Source organism: Streptomyces sp. NPDC047108 (assembly GCF_040643575.1).
Classification (GTDB): domain Bacteria; phylum Actinomycetota; class Actinomycetes; order Streptomycetales; family Streptomycetaceae; genus Streptomyces.
This window is the reverse complement of sequence record NZ_JBEYUP010000023.1, coordinates 82,585-101,718: the sequence shown is the minus strand read 5'-3', so window position 1 is coordinate 101,718 and position 19,134 is coordinate 82,585. Positions and strand designations below refer to the sequence as shown.

The window sequence follows — 19,134 nt, the reverse complement described above, 5'->3', positions numbered from 1 at the left end:
CCACCCCCCAGGTCATCCGTTCGACAGGGGGAACAGTCATGCCGGGCCCGGAGGCCAACGGTCCTCTTGCAGGACCGCGGAAAACATAACGGGGGAGGCGGCCCGACTCGGCCGTCAGCCCTGCCCGGCGGTCACCGGGAACTCCGTCACCACGGCGTCGACGAACGCCTTGAGATCGGCCGGCTTCCGGCTGGTGATCAGGGTGTTGGGGCCCTCGCGGCAGAGGTGCACCTGTTCGTCGACCCACATGCCGCCCGCGTTGCGGATGTCGGTCTCCAGGCTCGGCCACGAGGTCAGGGTGCGGCCGCGCAGCACGTCCGCCTCGACGAGCGTCCACGGTGCGTGGCAGATCGCGGCCACGGGCCTGCCCGCGTCGAAGAAGCTCTTGACGAAGGCCACGGCCCTGCCGTCCATCCGCAGGAAGTCGGGGTTGGCCACGCCCCCGGGCAGCACGAGTCCGGCGTACGCGTCCACCGACGTGTCGGTAACGGTCGTGTCCACGGGGAAGGTGTCGGCCTTGTCGAGGTGGTCGAACGCCTGGATCCTGCCGGACTTGGTGGAGACGAGTTCCGGCGTGCCACCCGCGTCGCGTACGGCCTGCCACGGATCGGTCAGCTCCACCTGCTCGACGCCCTCGGGGGCCACGAGGAAGGCTACCTTCACGATCTTCACGTCCTCTCGGCCATCGGCTGTGCCGTCCTGCACCGCTCGACTGCCCGGCACAAGGAGGACGAAACGGGCCGACGGCCGAGAGGACACGGTGTGCGGTCAGGCACGCGCCCCGGGTGACGCCTCGAGGCGCCCGAGGTCCTCGCCCAGGATCGCGGTGCCCTCGAAGACACCGAGCCGCTCCCGGTAGAGCTCGATGGGCACGCCGTTCGGGTCGTGCAGATACAGGCTGTCCTCCACGCCCCGGTCCGGTCCCGCGTACGGGATGCTCGCCCCGTCCAGGGCGCGGCGCGCGGCGTCGAACTGCTCGTCACCCACGGAGATGGCCAGATGCTGGATCCCGCCGACGGTCTCGGCGAACGGCGGGTGGTCGTGGCCGGGGAAGTCGAAGAATCCGAGCAGATTGCCGTGTCCGATGTCGAAGAAGAAGTGTGTGGAGCCGCGGTAGTCGCGGTTCTCCACGATCTCGACGAGCGGGAACCCGAGGAACTCCTGGTGGAAGCGGATGGTCTCCTCGACGTCGCGGCAGATGAAGGCGACGTGGTGGACGCCGCGGGCCGGGGTCTCCCCCCGCTCCGGCCCCTCGCGGAGATACCGGGCCCGAAGCTCCTCACGATGCGCTCGTACGGCCTCCAGTGCGGCTCCCTCGGGCTGGGGCATTCCTGCACACCTCCTGAACGGTGATTGCATCCTCAACCATTATCCTCCGCGATCTCCGCGGAAACGGCGAGAGGGCCTTCCGGCGGGGAACCGCGCCGGGCGGGCGGAAAGAGTGCGGCCGGCCGTGGGACGGCGGGCGTCCCAGTCGGCGTCACGACGGCAGACGCGCAGGTCAGCCGCCGGGGAAGCAGGGGGCACGGCAGGAGGGCCCGCTCAGGAGGCGGTGAACCGGTCCCGCAGCTCGCGCTTGAGAATCTTTCCGCTCGCGTTCCGCGGCAGCTCCTCGACCAGGAAGACCTGCTTGGGTGCCTTGAAGTGCGCGAGCCGCTCCCGCGCGTGGGCGAGCAGGTCCTGCGGATCGACCTCGCCGCGGGGGACGACGACGGCCGTGACCGACTCGATCCACCGCTCGTCCGCGAGCCCGATCACGGCCACCTCGGCGACCGCGGGGTGCTCGTACAGCACGTCCTCCACCTGGCGCGAAGCGACCAGCACGCCACCGGAGTTGATCACGTCCTTCACGCGGTCGACGACGGTGAAGTACCCCTCGGCGTCCCGTACGACGAGGTCGCCGGAGTGGAACCAGCCGCCCCGGAACGCCTCTTCCGTCTCCTCCGGCTTGCCCCAGTAGCCCTCGCAGAGCTGCGGCGAGCGGTAGACGACCTCACCCTGCGTGCCGTCGGGCACCTCCTGGCCGGCTTCGTCGACGACGCGCGCCTCCACGAAGAGCACGGGCCGCCCGCAGGAGTCCATGCGCCCCTCGTGCTCGTCCGGGCCGAGGACGGTCGCGAGCGGGCCGATCTCGCTCTGGCCGAAGCAGTTGTAGAACGCCAGGCCGGGAAGGCGGCCGCGGAGCCGTTCCAGCACGGGTACGGGCATGATGGAGGCGCCGTAGTACGCCTTGCGCAGCGCCGTCAGATCGCGGTCGGCGAAGCCCGGATGGTTGGACAGACCGATCCACACGGTGGGCGGGGCGAAGAGGCTGTCCGCGCGTCCGGCCTCCACGAGATCGAAGACCCGGTCCGCGTCGGGGGCGTCGAGGATCGTGTTCTCCGCCCCGACCGCGAGGCAAGGCAGCAGGAACACATGCATCTGCGCCGAGTGGTACAGCGGAAGGGCATGGACCGGGCGGTCCGTCTCCTTCAGGTCGAGGGCGGTGATGGCGCTGACGTACTCGTGGACCAGCGCGCGGTGCGTCATCATCGCGCCCTTGGGCAGTGCGGTGGTGCCCGATGTGTAGAGGAGCTGGGCGAGTTGCTCGGCCGCCGGATCGGCGTCCTGCTCGTACGGGTCGTACGGATCGGCGCCGTTCAGCCGTGCGAGGAGCGAGTCGCCGGTGTCGCGCAGCGGCAGCACCGCGAACGGCTCCGGGACCTCGCCGCGCATCCCGGGGTCGGCGAGCACCAGCGAACTCCCGGACTGCTCAAGGATGTAGAGCAGATCCTCACCCGTGAGGTGGTGGTTGACGGGCACGTGCACCAGCCCCGCGCGGGCGCAGCCGAGGAAGCCGATCAGGTAGGCGTCGGAGTTGTGCCCGTACGAGGCGACGCGGTCGCCGGGCCGGAGTCCCTGGTCGCGCAGGACGGTGGCCGCCGCGGAGACGGCCGCGTCGAGTTCGCCGTACGTCCAGGCGCGCGGGCCGTACCGTACGGCGGTGCGTTCGGGCACCCGCCGTGCGCTGCGCCGCAGAACGCCGTCCACCGTGCTGCTCCGTGCACCCGTCATGGCGTGATCCTGTTCGTCCGCACGGCCCGGGTCAAGGCGGCGGGCGGGCGTGCGCGACGAGGGATCCACCATGGCCGGTCGCCCGCCGCCATGGTGACGGTGCGTCATACGGCGCGTTCGCGGCCCTCCCAGTACGGCGCGCGCAGCCGCCGCTTGTAGAGCTTGCCGTTGGGGTCGCGGGGCATGGCCTCGGTGAAGTCCACGGAGCGGGGGCGCTTGAAGCCGGCGAGCCGTTCCGCGCAGTGGGCGAGGATGTCCTCCTCGATCGGGGGCCCCGGAGTGTGTCCCTCTCCGAGTTCGACGACCGCCTTGACCTCCTCGCCCCAGTCGTCGTGCGGGATGCCGAAGGCGGCGGCGTCGGCGACGGCGGGGTGGGTGAGGAGGACGGATTCGATCTCCGCCGGGTAGATGTTGACCCCGCCCGAGATGATCATGTCGATCTTGCGGTCGCGGAGGTAGAGGTAGCCGTCCTCGTCCAGGAACCCGAGGTCGCCGACGGTGAAGAAGTCGCCGATGCGGTTCTTCCTCGTCTTGTCCTGGTCCTTGTGGTAGCTGAAGCCGCCGGTGCTCATCTTCAGGTAGACGGTGCCGAGTTCACCGGGCGGCAGACGGTTGCCGTCGTCGTCGAAGACGGCGAGTTCGCTGATCGGCCACGCCTTGCCGACGGTTCCCGGTTTCTTCAGCCAGTCCTCGGCGGTCGCGAAGGCGCCGCCGCCCTCGCTGGCCGCGTAGTACTCCTCCACGCAGTGGCCCCACCACTCGATCATGGCGCGCTTGACGTGGTCGGGGCACGGGGCGGCGCCGTGGATGGCGTGCCGCATGGCCGAGACGTCGTACCGGTCCTTGACCTCGTCGGGCAGGGCGAGGAGCCGGTGGAACTGCGTCGGCACCATGTGGGTGTGCGTGCAGCGGTGACGGTCCATCAGCAGCAGCATCTCCTCCGGCGTCCACTTGTCCATCAGCACGACCCGGTGGCCGATGTGCAGGGACGCACCGGCGAACTGGAGCACGGCGGTGTGGTAAAGCGGCGAGCAGACCAGATGGACGTTGCCGTCGAAGGGCCGTATGCCGAAGATGGCCAGGAAGCCCCCCAGATAGGTCTCCTCCGGCGGCTTGCCCTGGAGCGGCCTCCGGATGCCGCGCGGCCGGCCCGTGGTGCCGGAGGTGTAGTTCATGACCCAGCCGAGGGTGCGCTCGTCCGGCGGCGTCGTGGGACGCCCGGCGAGGAGATAGGCGTACGGCCGGAAGCCTTCGACGGCGCCGACCGCGTAGCGCTGCTCGGGGAGCAGACCGGCCTCGTCGGCCGCCCTCCTCGCCTGTTCGCCGAACCGCTCGTGGGCGATCAGCACCTTGGCCCCGGAGTCGGCGACGATCCAGGCGATCTCGGGGCCGACGAGGTGGTGGTTGACCGGGACCAGATAGAACCCGGCCTGGGAGGCGGCGAGGTAGGCGGTGAAGAACTCCACGCCGTTGGGGAGGACGACGGCGAAGGCGTCACCCCTGCGGAGCCCGGCCGCGCGCAGCCCGCGCACCAGCCGGTTGCACGCGGCGTGCAGCCGGCCCGCGGTCCACTCCTCGCCGTCGGGGGCGACGAGGACCGTACGGTCCGGGTCCTGGGCCGCCTGGGCCCAGAATCCGTTGAGGGCTTCCGACATGGCTCGGGTCTCCTTCCGGGGAGGACCGGTGGCTGAGCGACAAGGGCGATCTGAAGGCCGGGCTGAACGGCACCTCTCGGACTGACGCGATGTCGGAGTCAGCGCCCGGCCAGGCGGTTGATCCGGTCGACGGCCCGCTCGAAGCCCCGCGTGAGGTCGTCGACGACGGCCTGCACGCTGCGCTCGGAAGTCATCGACCCGACGATCTGGCCGACGGGCGTGCCGAGCAGTGGCTCCACCTCGTACTTCTGGATCCGGGAGACGGCCTCGGCGACCAGGAGGCCCTGGAGCGGCATCGGCAGCGTCCCGGGCCCGGCCGGGTCGTCCCAGGCGTCCGTCCACTCCGTGCGCAGCTGGCGCGCGGGCTTGCCGGTGAGCGCCCGCGAACGGACGGTGTCGCCGGAACCGGCCTCGAGCAGCTTCCGGGTGAGCGCCGGTGAGTGGAGATCGGCCTCCTCGGTGGTGAGCCAGAGGGAGCCGAGCCAGACGCCCTGCGCGCCGAGGGCGAGCCCGGCGGCGATCTGTTCGCCGCTGCCGATGCCGCCCGCGGCGAGGACGGGCAGCGGATCGACGGCGCGGACGACCTCGGGGACGAGCACCATGGAGGCGATCTCGCCGGTGTGGCCGCCCGCCTCGTAGCCCTGCGCGACGACGATGTCGATCCCCGCCTCGGCATGGCGCCGCGCGTGCTTGGCGCTGCCCGCGAGCGCGGCGACGAGGACGTCGTGGTCGTGGGCGCGCGCGATGACGTCGTCGGGCGGTGAGCCGAGGGCGTTGGCGAGGAGGCGTATCGGATAGTCGAAGGCCACGTCGAGCTGGGAGCGGGCGACCTGCTCCATCCAGCCGGTGATGCGCCACCCGGAGGTCTCGCCGTCCGCGAGTTCGGGGACGCCGTGCTTGGTGAGGAGGTCCTGGACGTAGGCGCGGTGCCCCTCGGGGATCATCGCCTCGACGTCCGCCTCGGTCACCCCCTCGACCTTGCGGGCCGGCATGACGACGTCCAGCCCGTACGGCCGGCCGTCGGTGTGGTCCTGCATCCAGTCGAGGTCGCGGGCGAGATCACCGGGCGCGCCGTAGCGGACGGCGCCGAGGACGCCGAAGCCGCCCGCGCGGGTGAGGGCCGCGGCCACGGCGGGGAACGGTGTGAACCCGAAGATGGCGTGCTCGGCACCCAGTTTCCTGCTCAGCTCCGTCTCCATGGGCGCAGGATGCCGCAGCGGGCCGGACGAGGGAAGAGATTTTCTGATGCTGCGTCAGATTCGTTGCGCTCCTTGACAGGACCCCGGCACGGGAAGAAAGTTTCGACGTCACATGGCGGATCGAAAGATACTTTCAGGAGGTCCTGTGAATCGGCGGCAGTTCGGAGCCGGCGTCCTGACGCTCGGCGGAGCGTTCGTCCTGGCCTCCCCGCCCGCGCCCGCCGCCTCCGCGCCGGACACCCGATCCCGTACGCACACCACCCTCCGCCGCGGCAGCCCCGCCCGTGCCGGGCTCCTGGAACAGCACCTCCGCCGGCTGGTCACCGACGCCCGCGCGTATCTGGGCCCGTCGCCGAAGTACCCCTACTACGCGGGGGCGACGGTCCTCGCGGGGCGCGGTGGCACCGTGGCGCTGGAGGAGGCCATCGGACACGCCCTGCGGTACTCCCGGTACGACGAGGCCACCGACACCGGGGTGGAGCTCCCCGCCGGTGAGCGGGTCGCGATGGCCCCCGACACCGTCTTCGACCTCGCCTCCGTCTCCAAGCTCTTCACCTCGGTCCTGGCCGTCCAGCAGATCGAGCGCGGGGAGCTGAAGCTGGAGGCCACCGTCGCCTCGTACCTCCCCGAGTTCGGCGCCGCGGGCAAGCAGGACATCACGATCCGCCAGCTCCTCACCCACACCTCGGGCTTCCGTCCGGATCTGCCGTTCTACGCGCAGCCGACCTGGGAGGGGAAGCTGCGGCTGCTGTGGAACGAGGCGCCCGTCAATCCTCCCGGCACCAAGTACCTCTACTCGGACCTCAATCTGATCTCGCTCCAGTTCGTGCTGGAGCGGATCACCGGCCGCCCGCTGGACGTCCTGCTGCGCGAGGACATCACCCGCCCGCTCGGCATGACCTCGACCCGCTACAACCCGCCCGCCTCCTGGAAGCCGCGGATCGCCGCCACCGAGGACCAGCGCAAGCCGTGGGCGCGGCTGGACCGGGGCCTGGTGTGGGGCGAGGTGCACGACGAGAACGCCTGGTCCTTCGGCGGGGTCGCCGGGCACGCGGGCGTCTTCTCCTGCGCATGGGATCTCGCCGTGCTGTGCCGCACCCTGCTGAACGGCGGCGCGTACGGCCACGCGCGGATCCTCGAGCCCGAGTCGGTGGAGCTGATGTTCACCGACTTCAACACCGCCTTTCCCGGTGACGAGCACGGGCTCGGCTTCGAGCTCTACCAGCACTGGTACATGGGCGCGATGGCCACCCCGCGTACGGCCGGGCACACCGGGTTCACCGGCACCTCGATCGTCCTGGACCCGAGCACCGACTCCTTCCTCGTACTGCTCTCCAACTCCGTCCACCCGTGCCGCACCTGGCGCTCGGGCAGCGCGCCGCGCATGGCCGCGGCGAACAGCATGGCGCGCGCCGTGCCCGTACGCCCGGCCCACGGGCGGACCGCGTGGTTCTCAGGGATGGCGACGGGCCGCTCGGCCACGCTCGCGTTGCCGTCCGTCACGGTCACGCGCGCGAGCGCACGGCTGCGGTTCTCACTGTGGTGGGACACCGAGCCCTCGGCCGACCAGCTGTTCCTGGAGGCGTCCTCGGACGGCGGGGAGAGCTGGGGGCGCGTGCCGTTCAGCACAGCAGCTCCGGGCGGCTCGCCCGTGCAGCACCCGGACGGCGCGGTCACCGGCTGGTCCGGCCGCGTCTGGCACCGGGCGCGGGCCGATCTGTCCGCCTGGCGCGGAAAGCCCGTGACCCTGCGCTGGCGGTACGCGACCGATGCGCAGTACGTGGGCCGGGGCGTGTACGCGGACGGCATTCGGGTCGAGGACGGGGACCGCACGCTCTTCGACGACGCACGGCCCGCGGACGCCTCGCGGATCGCTCTCGCGGGCTGGTCCGCGGAAGGGAACTGACCCCGGGGCCGCCCGCATCAGAGCGGCGCGGGGCGCTGCGGGGCCCGTACGGGCGGGAGCGGCGCCGGTTCCTCATCGGTGGCGAGCCGAGCGTGGCGCTCGACGTCGTAGCGGACACCGTCGTACTCGAGCTTGCGGCGCTCGGTTCCCTCCACGGCGAACCCGGCCGCCACGGCGACCCGGCAGGAGGCCGGGTTGTTGGTCCGATGGCCCAACTCCAGCCGGAACAGCGCGGCTTCGGCGAACACCCACCGGGCGAGCGAGCGGCAGGCCTGTGACGCGACGCCCCGGCCGCGGGCCTGTTCCGTCGTCCAGTAGGAGACCCATCCGGTGCGGTGCTGCCGGTTCACCGCGCCGACGGCGACCTGGCCGAGCACCGTGTCGGTGTCGTCGGTCACGGCGAAGGAGAACGCGGAGCCCGAGGCCCACTGCTCGTTCCGGTCGGCGATCCATCGCGCCGCGGCGTCCGGCGTCGACACGGGCGCACTGCTCTGCCACCGCATCGACGGGTCGCTGAACGCGGTGAGCACCGGCCCGGCGTCCCCGTCCGTCCAGCGCCGCAGCCACAGCCCCCGGGCTGCCGTGATCCGTTGCTCCACGCCCGGAGTCTCCCGCGGCCGTGCTGTCCTCGCCAACCGTTTCCGTGGAGCCCGGGGTGGTGCGGGTTCCGTGGCGCCCGGGGTGGTGCGGGTCTCCGTGGCGCCCGGGGTGGTGCGGCCGGTGGGCGACCCCGCACGGGACCGCCCACCCGCGTACTGCGCCGCTACTTCCCCAGCACCGCCATGGCCGCGTTGTGCCCCGGGATGCCGCTGACGCCGCCGCCGCGGACCGCGCCCGCGCCGCACACCAGGACGTTCGGGTGCGCGGTCTCCACGCCCCAACGGCCCGTGCCCTCGGTCGCGTACGGGAAGGCGAGGTCACGGTGGAAGATGTTGCCGCCGGGCAGCCCGAGGTCGCGTTCCAGGTCCAGCGGGGTCTTCGCCTCGATGCAGGGCCTGCCGTCGGCGTCCGTCGCCAGGCAGTCCGAGACGGGCTCGTCGAGGCAGGCGTCGAGCTGGGCGAGCGTGGACTTCAGCAGCTCCTCCCGTACGGCGTCGTTGTCGCGCTCGAAGAGCCGGGCGGGCGTGTGCAGCCCGAAGAGCGTCAGCGTCTGATACCCCTCGGCGACCAGCTCCTGGCCGAGGATCGACGGGTCGGACAGCGAGTGGCAGTAGATCTCCGACGGCGGGGCGGACGGCAGCTCACCGGCGGCGGCCTGCGCGTACGCCGCCGCCAACTGCCCGTATCCCTCGGCGATGTGGAAGGTGCCGGAGAAGGCGTCGCGCGGGTCGACATCGCGGTCACGCAGCCGCGGCAGCCGCTTCAGCAGCATGTTCACCTTCAGTTGGGCGCCCTCGGGCTTCGGCGCGCTCGCCTCCTCGCCGAGCAGCCCGGCCAGGGCGTGCGGGGCGGCGCCCACCAGGACGTGCCGGGCGGCCACCGTCCCCTCGCCGTCGGCGGTGCGGTACGTGACCTCGGCGCTGCCGCCGTCGGTGGCGATCGCCGTGGCCTCGTGGCCGGTGACGATCTCGGCGCCCGCCGACCGGGCGGCACCCGCGAGGGCATCCGTGAGCGCGCCCATGCCGCCCACCGGGACGTTCCAGTCACCGGTTCCGCCACCGATCACGTGGTAGAGGAAGCAGCGGTTCTGCCGCAGGCTCTCGTCGTGCGCGTCGGCGAATGTGCCGATCAGCGCGTCGGTCAGGACGACGCCGCGGACCAGGTCGTCCTCGAACGTCTCCTCCAGCGCGACGCCGATCGGCTGCTCGAACAGCGCCTGCCAGGCCGCGTCGTCCCCGATGCGGCGGCGCAGCTCCTCACGGTCCGGCAGCGGTTCGGTGAGCGTGGGGAAGACCTGTTCGGCGAGCCGCAGGGTCATGCCGTAGAAGTCCTGCCAGGCGCGGAAGTCCCGGTCGGACCCCGTGAGCCGGGTGAACGCCTCGCGGGTACGCGTCGTGCTGCCGCTGTCCACCAGCAGCCCGGTCGCGCGGCCGTCGCGTACGGCGGGGGTGTAGGAGGAGACGGTCCGTTCGGCGACCGTGAAGCTGAGGTCCAGATCCCGCACGATCTTCTGCGGCAACAGGCTGACCAGGTAGGAGTAGCGGGACAGCCGGGCGTCGACCCCTGCGAAGGGGCGCGTGGACACGGCGGCGCCGCCGGTCCGGTCCAGCCGCTCGAGCACGAGCACGCTGCGCCCGGCGCGGGCGAGGTAGGCGGCGGCGGTGAGGCCGTTGTGGCCACCGCCGATGATCACTGCGTCGTAGGTCTCCTTGGCAGGCATGCCTCTTCGTAACACGGTCCCGGCCTCCTGCGCAGCGGCGCCTGCGGTGCAGGGGCATGCCGGCGGACGGGGCGGGGAGCCGCGGCGTACGGTCAGCGGCCGCGCGTGGGGCGCTGTCCGCGGAGGTCGGCGACGCGCCGGAGTATCGCCTCGGCCTCCTTGGAACGGCCGAGCTGCTCCAGGCAGTGGGCCTCGTCGTTGCGGCTGGTCAGGGCGTCGGGGTGGTCCGCTCCGAGGACCCGCTCACGGGCCGCGGCCACCTCGCTGTAGACGGTCAGGGCCTCCGGCCAGCGGCCCAGCCGGCCGAGCCCGACGGCTACCTCGCGGCGGCTGGCGAGGGTGTCCGGATGGTCCGCGCCGAGGACGTCCCCGCGGATCTCGCCCACCGCCCGGGCCTCGGCGACGGCCTCCTCCCAGCGCTCCAGGCGCCCGAGGTTGACCCCGAGGACGTGACGGGCACGCAGCGTCTCGGGATCGGTCGCGCCGTGTGCACGTGTGCGGTCCTCGACCAACTCGCGGCAGAGGACGAGTGCTTCCTCACCGCGGCCGAGCCGCCCGAGGCTGATCCCTACCTCGTAGCGGGCGGCGAGGGTGTCGGCGTGGTCGGGGCCCAGGGCCTCGCGCCGCGCCGCGGCGACCTCGCGGTAGGTGTCCAGGGCCTCCTGCCACCGGCCCAGCAGGCCGAGTGCGTAGGCGACTTCGCACCGGGTGACGAGGGTGTCGGGATGGGTCTCGCCGAGGACGCGGGCGCGGTCGGCGGCCACGTCGCGCGCCATCGCGTACGAGTCCTCCAGGCGTCCGAGCCGGCCGAGGTTGAAGGCGAGGTTGTGGCGGCAGCGGAGGGTGTCGGGGTGGTCGGCGCCCATGGTCCGCTCGCGCACGGCGAGGACGGCGGTGTAGACCGCGTTGGCCTCGAAGTGGCGGTCGAGCAGCCCGAGGACGTACGCGGTCTCCTGGCGGGCGGCGAGGGTGTCGGCGTGCTCGGGTCCGAGCACGCGCTCGCGCCCCTCGGCGACCCGGCCGAACTCACGGAGCGCGTCGGCCGCGCGGCCGAGCCTGGCGAGGGTGAAGCCGACTTCGTAGCGGCTGGCGAGCGTGTCCGGATGGTCGGGGCCGAGGGCGTGCTCGCGCTCCGCCGCGACCGAGCGGTGCACCTCGCCCGCCTCGGCCCAGCGGCCCAGGCGCCCGAGGCTGAGCCCGGCGTTGTGGCGCTTGGCGAAGGAGGAGAGCAGTTCGGCCGGCGGCGGAGTGGGGCGGTCCTCGACCGGCGAGGGCGCCAGAGGCCGGTACGGGTCGGGGCGGGCGATCCACTCGCCGGTGAGCGCGGCGGCCACCGGGTCGGGTGGCGCGCCGGACGCGGACGGGTGGGAGTGCGCCCGGGATCCGGTGGTCATGGAACGCGCCCAGCCGGGCAGTCCGTGCGCGGCGGCGGCGCGGGCGACGCGCAGCGTCGGCGACTCGGTGCGGGGGGCTCCGGCGGCCTCGGGGCCGTTCGCCGCGCCGGGCGCGTGAGCGGCGCTCCGGGGCGCGCCGCCAGGACCGAGCGCGGAGGCCGTACCGTGCGCCGAGGCCGTGCCGTGCGCGGCGGCGGTGCCGTGCGCGGCGGCGGTGCGGGAAGCATGCGGGGTGGTGCCATGAGCCGGGACGCCATGAGCCGGAGCGCCGTGGGGCGCTGTGCCGTGGGGCGCTGTGCCGTGGTGTCGCGCCGCTCCCGAGCCGTGGCCGCTCATGCCGTGGGCCGCCGCGCCGTGAGCAGCCGCATCCGCCGTACGGGGCGCGGCGCCGGCAGCCGGAACGATGCCGTCCGGCGCGGCCGCCGCGTCCTCCGCCGCCCCCTGTGTCCCCGGCGCCGGGGGCCACATCGCCCCGGCCGGTCCGCCACCGCCGTACGGCCAGGTCCCGTCGTCCGCGGCCCGCCCCGCCGCGCCCGGCCCCGCGCCGGCGAACCGCGCGGCGTCGCGGGCCGACGCGATCCGTACGGCGATCTCCTCGGCGTCCCGCGGGCGGTCCTCCGGATCCTTGGCCAGCAGGTCGAGCACCACCCGCTCCAGGAACTCGGGGAGTTCGGGCCGGTGCGTACGGGGCGGCTCGGCCGGGGTGTCGCGGTGCCCGATGAGGATGGCCCAGGCGTCACCGAGGTCGAACGGCGGTGCGCCGGTGGCGATCTCGTACAGGACGCAGCCCAGCGAGTAGAGGTCGCTGCGGTGGTCGACGCCACCGTCGCCGATCTGCTCGGGCGACATGTAGTGCGGGGTGCCCATGGCGATGCCGGTGCCGGTCAGGCGGGCGGTGAAGCCGATGTCATGGCCGAGACGCGCGATGCCGAAGTCGCAGATCTTCACCGTGCCGTCGGCCAGCCGCATGATGTTGGCGGGCTTGAGGTCGCGATGGACGATGCCCTGGCGGTGGGTGTACGCGAGGGCGGCGGCGATCTGCTCGGCGGCGTCCACGACATCGGCGACGGGCAGCGGCTTGCGCGCGTTGTCCCGCAGGAGCTGGCTGAGATTGCGGCCCTCCAGCAGCTCCATCACCAGATAGAGCACGCCGTCGTGCTCGCCGAAGTCGTGGACCACGGTGATCCCGCGGTGCTGGAGCGCGGCGGCGACCCGCGCCTCCCGCCGGAACCGCTCCCGCAGCGCCCGTACGGCGGGCTGGTCGTGCTGGCGGCCCACCGGCTTGAGGCACTTGACGGCCACGCGGCGGCCGAGAGCCTCGTCGACAGCGCGCCAGACCTCGCCCATGCCTCCGCGCCCGATCAGGTCCAGCAGCCGGTAGCGGCCGTTGATCAGACTGGATTCCCCCATCGTCCGCTGTCGCCCCCGTCGGTCAATTCGGCCCGCCTCCCGGTTCGTCCAGTATGGCTGCCCGCTCGCGGAGCCTGTAAGGCGACGGGCGGGCACAGGGCCCGAGGCGGTCCATCGCGCGCAGGACGTGGCGCGGCGGAAGCCGCCAGCGCAGCTCGTCGGGGACGGTGCGCAGGATGCGGCGAGCGGCCCGCAACCGCCTGGTGACGGTCGTGGGCGGCGGCGCGGAGCGGCCGTAGAGGCGGTGGGCGTACGGCGGCAGAGCGGCGTACGCGAGTCCCGCGACGCGCCCCCATACAACCTCGCGCGCGGGCACGAGCAGCGGCCTGACGGGCGGACGGCGCAGGAAGGCGTCCACGTCGTACGCCTCCGGGCCCGCCTCGAGTTCCGGCCGCACCGAAGCGAAGTACGCCGCCATGCTCGCCGTGTCGCCGGGCACCGTCTCCGGGTCGAGGCCCACCAGACGGGCCGCCTCCCGCTGCTCGTGCACATAGGCGTCCGCCTGGCGGCCGGTGAGCGGGATGCCCGCGCGGCGGGCCACCTGGAGGTAGGAGTCGATCTCCGCGCAGTGCACCCACAGCAGCAGCTCCGGCTCGTCCACGCCGTAGCGTTCGCCGGTGTCCGGGTCGGTCGCCGAGAGGTGCCGGTGGATGGCGCGGACCCGGGCACCGGCCCTCTCGGCGGCCGCGGTCGTGCCGTAGGTGACGATGCCGACGAAGTTCGCCGTGCGCAGCAGCCGGCCCCAGGCGTCCTTCCGGAAATCGGAGTTCTGGGTGACGCCGCGGACGGCGCGCGGGTGCAGCGCCTGGAGGTACAGCGCGCGCACCCCGGCGATCCACATCACGGGGTCGCCGTGCATCTGCCAGGTGACCGATTCGGGGCCGAACAGGCCCGGGTCGGCGTCGCGCATCGCCTCACCTCCGGGCGCACAGGCTAGTTGGCCCCTCCGGGCGGTCAGCGGCGCACCCGGGGCATGCCGAGACCGATCCAGGAGATGATCTCGCGCTGGATCTCGTTGTTGCCGCCGCCGAAGGTGAAGATCACGGCGCTGCGGTAGCCGCGTTCCAGCTCGCCGTGGAGCACCGCACCCGCGGAGCCCTCCTTCAGCGGGGCGGCCGCGCCGACGATCTCCATCAGCCAGGCGTACGCGTCCCGGCGCGCCTCGGAGCCGTAGACCTTGACGGCCGAGGCGTCCTGCGGGGTGAGCGCGCCGCGCTGGAGGGCGTCCACCATCTGCCAGTTGAGCAGCTTCATCGCGTCGAGCCGGGCGTAGGTCCGGGCGAGACGGCCGCGGACCCAGCCGAGGTCGATGACGCGGCGCCCGTCGGCGAGCTTGGTGTCGGAAGCCCAGCGCTGGACGTTGTGCAGGGCGCGGACGGCCATCGTGCCGTGGGCGGCGAGGGTGACGCGCTCGTGGTTGAGCTGGGTGGTGATGAGCCGCCAGCCCTTGTTCTCCTCGCCGACGCGCCGGCTCACGGGGACGCGGATGTCCTCGTAGTAGCTGGCGGTGGTGTCGTGGGAGGCGAGGGTGTTGATGCGGGTGCAGGTGTAGCCGGGTTCGGTCGTCGGCACGAGCAGGATCGAGATGCCCTTGTGGGGCGGCGCTTCGGGGTCGGTGCGGACGGCGAGCCAGACCCAGTCCGCGGTGTCGCCGTTGGTGGTCCAGATCTTCTGGCCGTTGACGACGTAGGTGTCCCCGTCCCGCACGGCCCGGGTCTTGAGGGAGGCGAGGTCGGTGCCGGCGTCGGGCTCGCTGTAGCCGATGGCGAAGTCGATCTCGCCGGAGAGGATGCGGGGCAGGAAGTACGCCTTCTGCTCATCGGTGCCGAACTGCATGATGGTGGGTCCGACGGTGTTCAGTGCCATCAACGGCAGCGGTACGCCCGCCTGGGCGGCCTCGTCGAAGAAGATGAACTGCTCCATGGGCGTCATGCCGCGGCCCCCGTACTCGGTGGGCCATCCGACGCCGAGCCGGCCGTCGGCGCCGAGACGGCGGATGATCTTCCGGTAGAACCGCTTCTGGTCGGCGGGGTCGGCGTAGCGGGCGTAGGCGTTCTCCGGCACCAGCTCGGCGAAGTAGGCGCGCAGCTCGGCGCGCAACTGCTGCTGCTCGGGCGTGTATTCGAGGTGCACGGCCCCTCCTGGGAGTCTCGCTGTCCTTCGCTGTCCCTGCGGCGGCGCACAGAGTAGAACTCGTTCCACTAATCCGGAAGGGACAGGTGCCGGCGGAGCGCCGCCGGAGATCCGTACGATGTCTGGCCGAAGATCCGTACGGTGTGCGGGAGTTGCCGCGGAAGCGGTGGTGGGAAGGCGCGCGGGGCTACGCCGCCCGGTGCGCCTGGAGGCCGTGTTCGCCCAGCGGCCCGACCCGCATCCCCCGCTCACGGCAGACCGCGACCAGCAGCGGCAGCGCCCCGAGCGCGGCCCGCCACGAGTCGGGCGCGCTCACCCGGTCCGAGTCGTGCAGCAGGACCGTCACCCCGCCCCGCAGGCTCCCCGTCACCTCGGACAGGACACCGGCGGGAGTGGCCTCCGCCGTCCAGTCGCGCCCCCAGGCGGACCAGAGCACGGGCCGCAGCCCGGCGCGACGGGCAGCGGCCCAGCGGCCCCCGGTGAGGATGCCGTACGGCGGCCGGTACCAGAGGGGCCGCTCGCCGCCGACCTGCAGGACGGTGTCCGCCGCCCGCGGCAGCTCCCGCAGATCGCGCCCGAGCCGGGGGTACCAGGGCCACTCGTGCCGCCAACCGTGGACGGCGAGTTCATGGCCCTCCGCCACCATGCGCCGGCCGAGCTCGGGGTACCGCCGGAGCTCCGCGCCGAGGACGAAGAACGTGGCCCGGACGGACAGGCGGTCCAGCTCGCGCAGGAACCGCGGCGTGCTGTGCGGGTCCGGCCCGTCGTCGAAGGTGAGCGCCACATGGCCGGGGTCGCCCCGCCCGTCGAGCGCCGGGCTCAGCGTCCGGCGCACCGCCGGGATCCAGGTGGCCGCGGGGCCGATGTGCCAGCCGGCCGTGGCCGCGGCCGCGCCGGCGGCCAGACCGGCCGCGGTACGCGCTGTCACCACATCTGCTCCTCGTTCTCTCCGGAGATCACCGGCGACCTGGCGAGCTGGACACTGCCCAGGACGAGCACGGCGAGAGCCACCGCTTCCGGCAGTATCCGCACGCCGAGGACGATGTGCTCGTCGAAGAGCACGATGCCGAGGATGACGCTGAGGAGGGCGTCGCCGAGGGTGAGGGCGGGCTGGGAGGCCACCAGCGTGCCCGCACGCAGGGTCATCTGGAGCAGCAGGAAGCTGCCGAGCCCCACCACGGCCACCGAGTACGTCTGCCAGGCCGTCAGGAAGTCCTTGACTCCGCCGTCGGCCAGGATCCCGATCGCGTCCTTCATCAGCGCCGCGGTGCACGAGAAGCCGATGGCCGTCGCCGTACCGAAGACCGTGGCGCGCGGCGCCGACCGCAGTCGCGACCCCACCGCCATCAGCACGGCGACCACCACCACCACGCCCGCGGCCACCGGCACCCACCGCCCGTCGGGCACCGTCGCGCTGCCCTTGGACGGTTCGGCCAGGCGCATGAACGCGGCGAGCCCGGCCGCCATCGCGAAGAACGCCCACCAGGTCCGCCGGTCCGGCCGGTGGTGGAAGACGGCGCTGCCCACGACCAGGGTGAAGAGCAGTTCGGTGGTCATGACGGGCTGCACCACGGCCAGCGGCCCGGTGGCCAGGGCTCCCGCCTGGCAGACGCCGGACAGGACGAGGGCGGCCACGCCCCAGAGCCAGACGGGCCGGTGGAGGAGGCCGACGAGCCAGGCGGCCCGGCGCGCGGAGGGCGGCGGCTTCTCCTCCGCCGCCGCGCGGCGCTGCAGCACGGACGCGGCGGCGTTGCCGAGCGCGGCCAGCAGCGCCAGGACGACCGACAGTGCCGCGGTCACGCCGCGGTCCCCGCGCCCTGTACGGCGGCCCGGCCGTCGCGCCGCACCTCAGCCGAAGCGTTTCGCCAGCGCACGGAACACGCCCGGGGCAGCACCCTGCATCCGCGCCGGCCAGCCCAGCCACGCCGGTACGAACGCCTCCTCCCGTCCGGACTCCAGGGCCCGCAGAACGGCGTCGGCCACCTGGGCGGCGGACACCGGCCGCGGCCGCGTGCGGTGGTACGGCACACCCCGGCGGGTGAAGAAGGGCGTGTCCACGGCTCCCGGCATGATCATCGAGACCCCCACATCCGTCGTCCCCAGCTCGTAGCGCAGGCTGTCGGCGAACGCGATCAGCCCGCCCTTCGCGGCGGCGTACACCGCCTCGTCCCGTACGCCCACGCACCCGGCCATCGAGCCGATCAGCACCACCCGGCCCGTCCCGCGGGACGCCATGTCCGGCAGGAGGAGCCGTACGAGGTGCACGACCGCCGACAGGTTCACCGACAGGACCCGGTCGACGGCGTCGGCGGGCATCGTGGTGAAGGGCCCGGCCCAGCCGATGCCCGCGGCGGCGACCAGAGCGTCGACCCGGCCGGCGTGCTCCCGGGCCTCCTCCACGAGGCGTTCGCGTCCCGCGGGGTCGGCGACGTCCGCGGGCAGCGCGAAACCGTCCGTCCGCTTGGCGACCGCGGCCAGGCGGTCCTGGTCACGACCGTTGAGCAGCAGCCGCCAGCCGCCCTCCACGGCGAGCCGCTCCGCGACGGCGGCCCCGATCCCTGAGGAAGCACCCGTGATCAGCGCGACCGGTCGCTCGGCGCCGGATCGCTCAGCACTGAACGGGACACGGCGCCGGGGCCTGTGGGGCATCGTCGGTCCTCCGGAATCTGAAGAAGCTCGCTACCAGGATCCTGGCTCCCGGGCAGGTCCGCCTCTCCACAGCATCCGGGGCGATCACCCGAAAGGCTCGATTCGCCCGGCCGCCCGCGCGGGATGCAGCCCTTCGGCACACCAGCCCCGGCCCCGGCACCCCGGTCCGGTTCCGGCCCGCATCGACCCCTGGAGTCTCATGGAGCGGCGTTTCGTGGTGCTCAGCGCGAGCATGGGCGCGGGCCACGACGCGGTGGCCCGCGAACTGGCACGGCGGCTGCGGGACCTGGGCCACGACGTCCTGGTGCAGGACGTCCTCGCGCTGCTGCCGCCCGGCACGGGCCCCGCCCTGCGCTCGTTCTACCGCGCGTCCGTCCGCCATGCCCCGCGCGTCTACGCGGGGATCTACGCGACGTTCCTGGCGCCCGGGCCGGGCCCCCGGCCCGGCAGTTCGCCCCTGGCCGCCCTCGCCGAACGCCGCCTGGCGGAGGTCGTCCGGCGCTGGCGCGCCGATGCCGTGGTGTCCACGTTCCACCTGGCGGCGCAGATCACCGGGAGGATGCGGGAGCGCGGAACCCTCCGCGTCCCCAGCGCGGTCGTCGTCATCGACTTCGCCGTCCACCGGGGATGGCTGCACCCGGGCAACGACCTGCATCTCTGCCTCACCGAGGCCGCGGCCACCACCGCCCGGCAGGCGACGGGCCGCGCCGCGACGGTGGCGGGTCCCGTCGTGCCCCCGCAGTTCGGGGCGGTGGGCGGCGGAGCGTCGTCCGGCCCGTGGCGGACCACGTTCGCGCGCCGCGCCCGCGGCCACACCCCGGTGCTGCTGTCGGCCGGTGCGTGGGGCGTCGGCACGGGGCTGCGGCCCACCGCGCAGGCCCTCGCCCACGACGCGTACCTGCCCGTGCTGCTGTGCGGCCGGGACGAGCGGCTGCGCCACCGGGCCGCGGCCCTGCACGGGGTGCTGGCGCTGGGCTGGGTGCGCGACATGCCGGGCCTGATGTCCGCCTGCCGGGTCCTCGTCGACAACGCGGCAGGGCAGACCGCCGTTCAGGCCCTGGCCGCCGGGCTCCCCGTGATCGGCTACCGGCCCATCCCCGGTCACGGCACGGAGGGGGTACGGGAGATGACGGCGGCAGGGCTCTCCGCGTACGCCTCGGACCCCGGCGAGCTGCTCGCGGAGGTCGGGCGGCTCGCCCAGGACGGTCCGGAGCGGAGCCGGAGCATCGCCCGCGGCCGGACGGCCTTCGCGGCGGACCCGATCGTTCCGATCACGGAGCTGGCCGCCTCCCCGGCGGCGCCCGGGAACACGGGCCGGACCGTCTGACGGGTCCGCCCGGCCGGGCACGGTGGCCTCGCACCCGACCAGGCACCCCGTCACCGTAAGCGCTTGCTGAGCCGCGGAGCGGCGTGC

Annotated in this window: 15 protein-coding genes; 2 read left to right on the top strand and 13 right to left on the bottom strand. The window is 73.4% G+C overall.

The window, feature by feature from the left end; translation table 11 throughout:
- Window positions 1-114: 114 nt before the first annotated feature.
- From ABZ822_RS29110 to ABZ822_RS29090, 5 genes are all read right to left on the bottom strand, one after another.
- On the bottom strand, window positions 115-663 hold the full coding sequence (locus tag ABZ822_RS29110; protein WP_360860724.1) for a type 1 glutamine amidotransferase domain-containing protein: 549 nt from the start codon (window positions 661-663) through the stop codon (window positions 115-117).
- A 105-nt stretch (window positions 664-768) separates the two neighbouring features.
- Window positions 769-1,329, bottom strand: a complete 561-nt coding sequence (locus ABZ822_RS29105) for a VOC family protein (RefSeq protein ID WP_360860722.1) — start codon at window positions 1,327-1,329, stop codon at window positions 769-771.
- A 213-nt stretch (window positions 1,330-1,542) separates the two neighbouring features.
- Window positions 1,543-3,054: an acyl-CoA synthetase gene (locus tag ABZ822_RS29100; RefSeq protein WP_360860720.1), complete on the bottom strand. Its 1,512-nt coding sequence runs from the start codon at window positions 3,052-3,054 to the stop codon at window positions 1,543-1,545.
- A 104-nt stretch (window positions 3,055-3,158) separates the two neighbouring features.
- Complete coding sequence (locus tag ABZ822_RS29095; RefSeq protein WP_360860718.1) at window positions 3,159-4,709, bottom strand: acyl-CoA synthetase; 1,551 nt, start codon at window positions 4,707-4,709, stop codon at window positions 3,159-3,161.
- Window positions 4,710-4,807: 98 nt separating this feature from the next.
- Complete coding sequence (locus ABZ822_RS29090) at window positions 4,808-5,908, bottom strand: nitronate monooxygenase family protein (protein WP_360860716.1); 1,101 nt, start codon at window positions 5,906-5,908, stop codon at window positions 4,808-4,810.
- A 112-nt stretch (window positions 5,909-6,020) separates the two neighbouring features.
- Between ABZ822_RS29090 and ABZ822_RS29085 the strand changes: the two genes are divergently transcribed.
- A complete protein-coding gene (locus ABZ822_RS29085; protein WP_360860714.1) occupies window positions 6,021-7,814 on the top strand; it encodes a serine hydrolase in 1,794 nt (597 codons plus the stop codon).
- A gap of 17 nt (window positions 7,815-7,831) precedes the next feature.
- Here the strand turns inward: ABZ822_RS29085 and ABZ822_RS29080 are convergent, their stop codons facing one another.
- The 8 genes from ABZ822_RS29080 to ABZ822_RS29045 form a co-directional block, all read right to left on the bottom strand.
- Window positions 7,832-8,413 (bottom strand): GNAT family N-acetyltransferase, encoded by a 582-nt coding sequence (locus ABZ822_RS29080; RefSeq protein WP_360860712.1) that lies wholly within the window; start codon window positions 8,411-8,413, stop codon window positions 7,832-7,834.
- Window positions 8,414-8,577: 164 nt separating this feature from the next.
- Window positions 8,578-10,134 carry an NAD(P)/FAD-dependent oxidoreductase gene (locus ABZ822_RS29075; RefSeq protein WP_360860710.1) on the bottom strand — a complete coding sequence of 519 codons (1,557 nt, stop codon included), beginning with the start codon at window positions 10,132-10,134 and terminating at the stop codon, window positions 8,578-8,580.
- Between the two features lie 92 nt (window positions 10,135-10,226).
- Window positions 10,227-12,938 (bottom strand): tetratricopeptide repeat protein, encoded by a 2,712-nt coding sequence (locus tag ABZ822_RS29070; RefSeq protein ID WP_360860707.1) that lies wholly within the window; start codon window positions 12,936-12,938, stop codon window positions 10,227-10,229.
- 22 nt (window positions 12,939-12,960) lie between these two features.
- Window positions 12,961-13,848: an oxygenase MpaB family protein gene (locus ABZ822_RS29065; protein ID WP_360860705.1), complete on the bottom strand. Its 888-nt coding sequence runs from the start codon at window positions 13,846-13,848 to the stop codon at window positions 12,961-12,963.
- 44 nt (window positions 13,849-13,892) lie between these two features.
- Window positions 13,893-15,071 (bottom strand): acyl-CoA dehydrogenase family protein, encoded by a 1,179-nt coding sequence (locus tag ABZ822_RS29060; protein WP_360860702.1) that lies wholly within the window; start codon window positions 15,069-15,071, stop codon window positions 13,893-13,895.
- Window positions 15,072-15,258: 187 nt separating this feature from the next.
- On the bottom strand, window positions 15,259-16,002 hold the full coding sequence (locus ABZ822_RS29055; protein ID WP_360860699.1) for a polysaccharide deacetylase family protein: 744 nt from the start codon (window positions 16,000-16,002) through the stop codon (window positions 15,259-15,261).
- Window positions 15,996-16,871, bottom strand: a complete 876-nt coding sequence (locus tag ABZ822_RS29050) for a DMT family transporter (protein ID WP_360860696.1) — start codon at window positions 16,869-16,871, stop codon at window positions 15,996-15,998. Before ABZ822_RS29050 ends, ABZ822_RS29055 begins: the two co-directional genes overlap by 7 nt.
- Window positions 16,872-16,919: 48 nt before the next feature.
- Entirely contained in the window at window positions 16,920-17,720 is an 801-nt protein-coding gene (locus tag ABZ822_RS29045; RefSeq protein ID WP_360860693.1) for an SDR family NAD(P)-dependent oxidoreductase, read from the bottom strand.
- Window positions 17,721-17,919: 199 nt separating this feature from the next.
- On the opposite strand from ABZ822_RS29045, the gene ABZ822_RS29040 reads away from it, so the two are divergent.
- The gene (locus tag ABZ822_RS29040; RefSeq protein ID WP_360860690.1) at window positions 17,920-19,047 is read left to right on the top strand and encodes a galactosyldiacylglycerol synthase; all 1,128 of its coding nucleotides are present in this window, start codon (window positions 17,920-17,922) and stop codon (window positions 19,045-19,047) included.
- The last annotated feature ends 87 nt before the right edge of the window (window positions 19,048-19,134 follow it).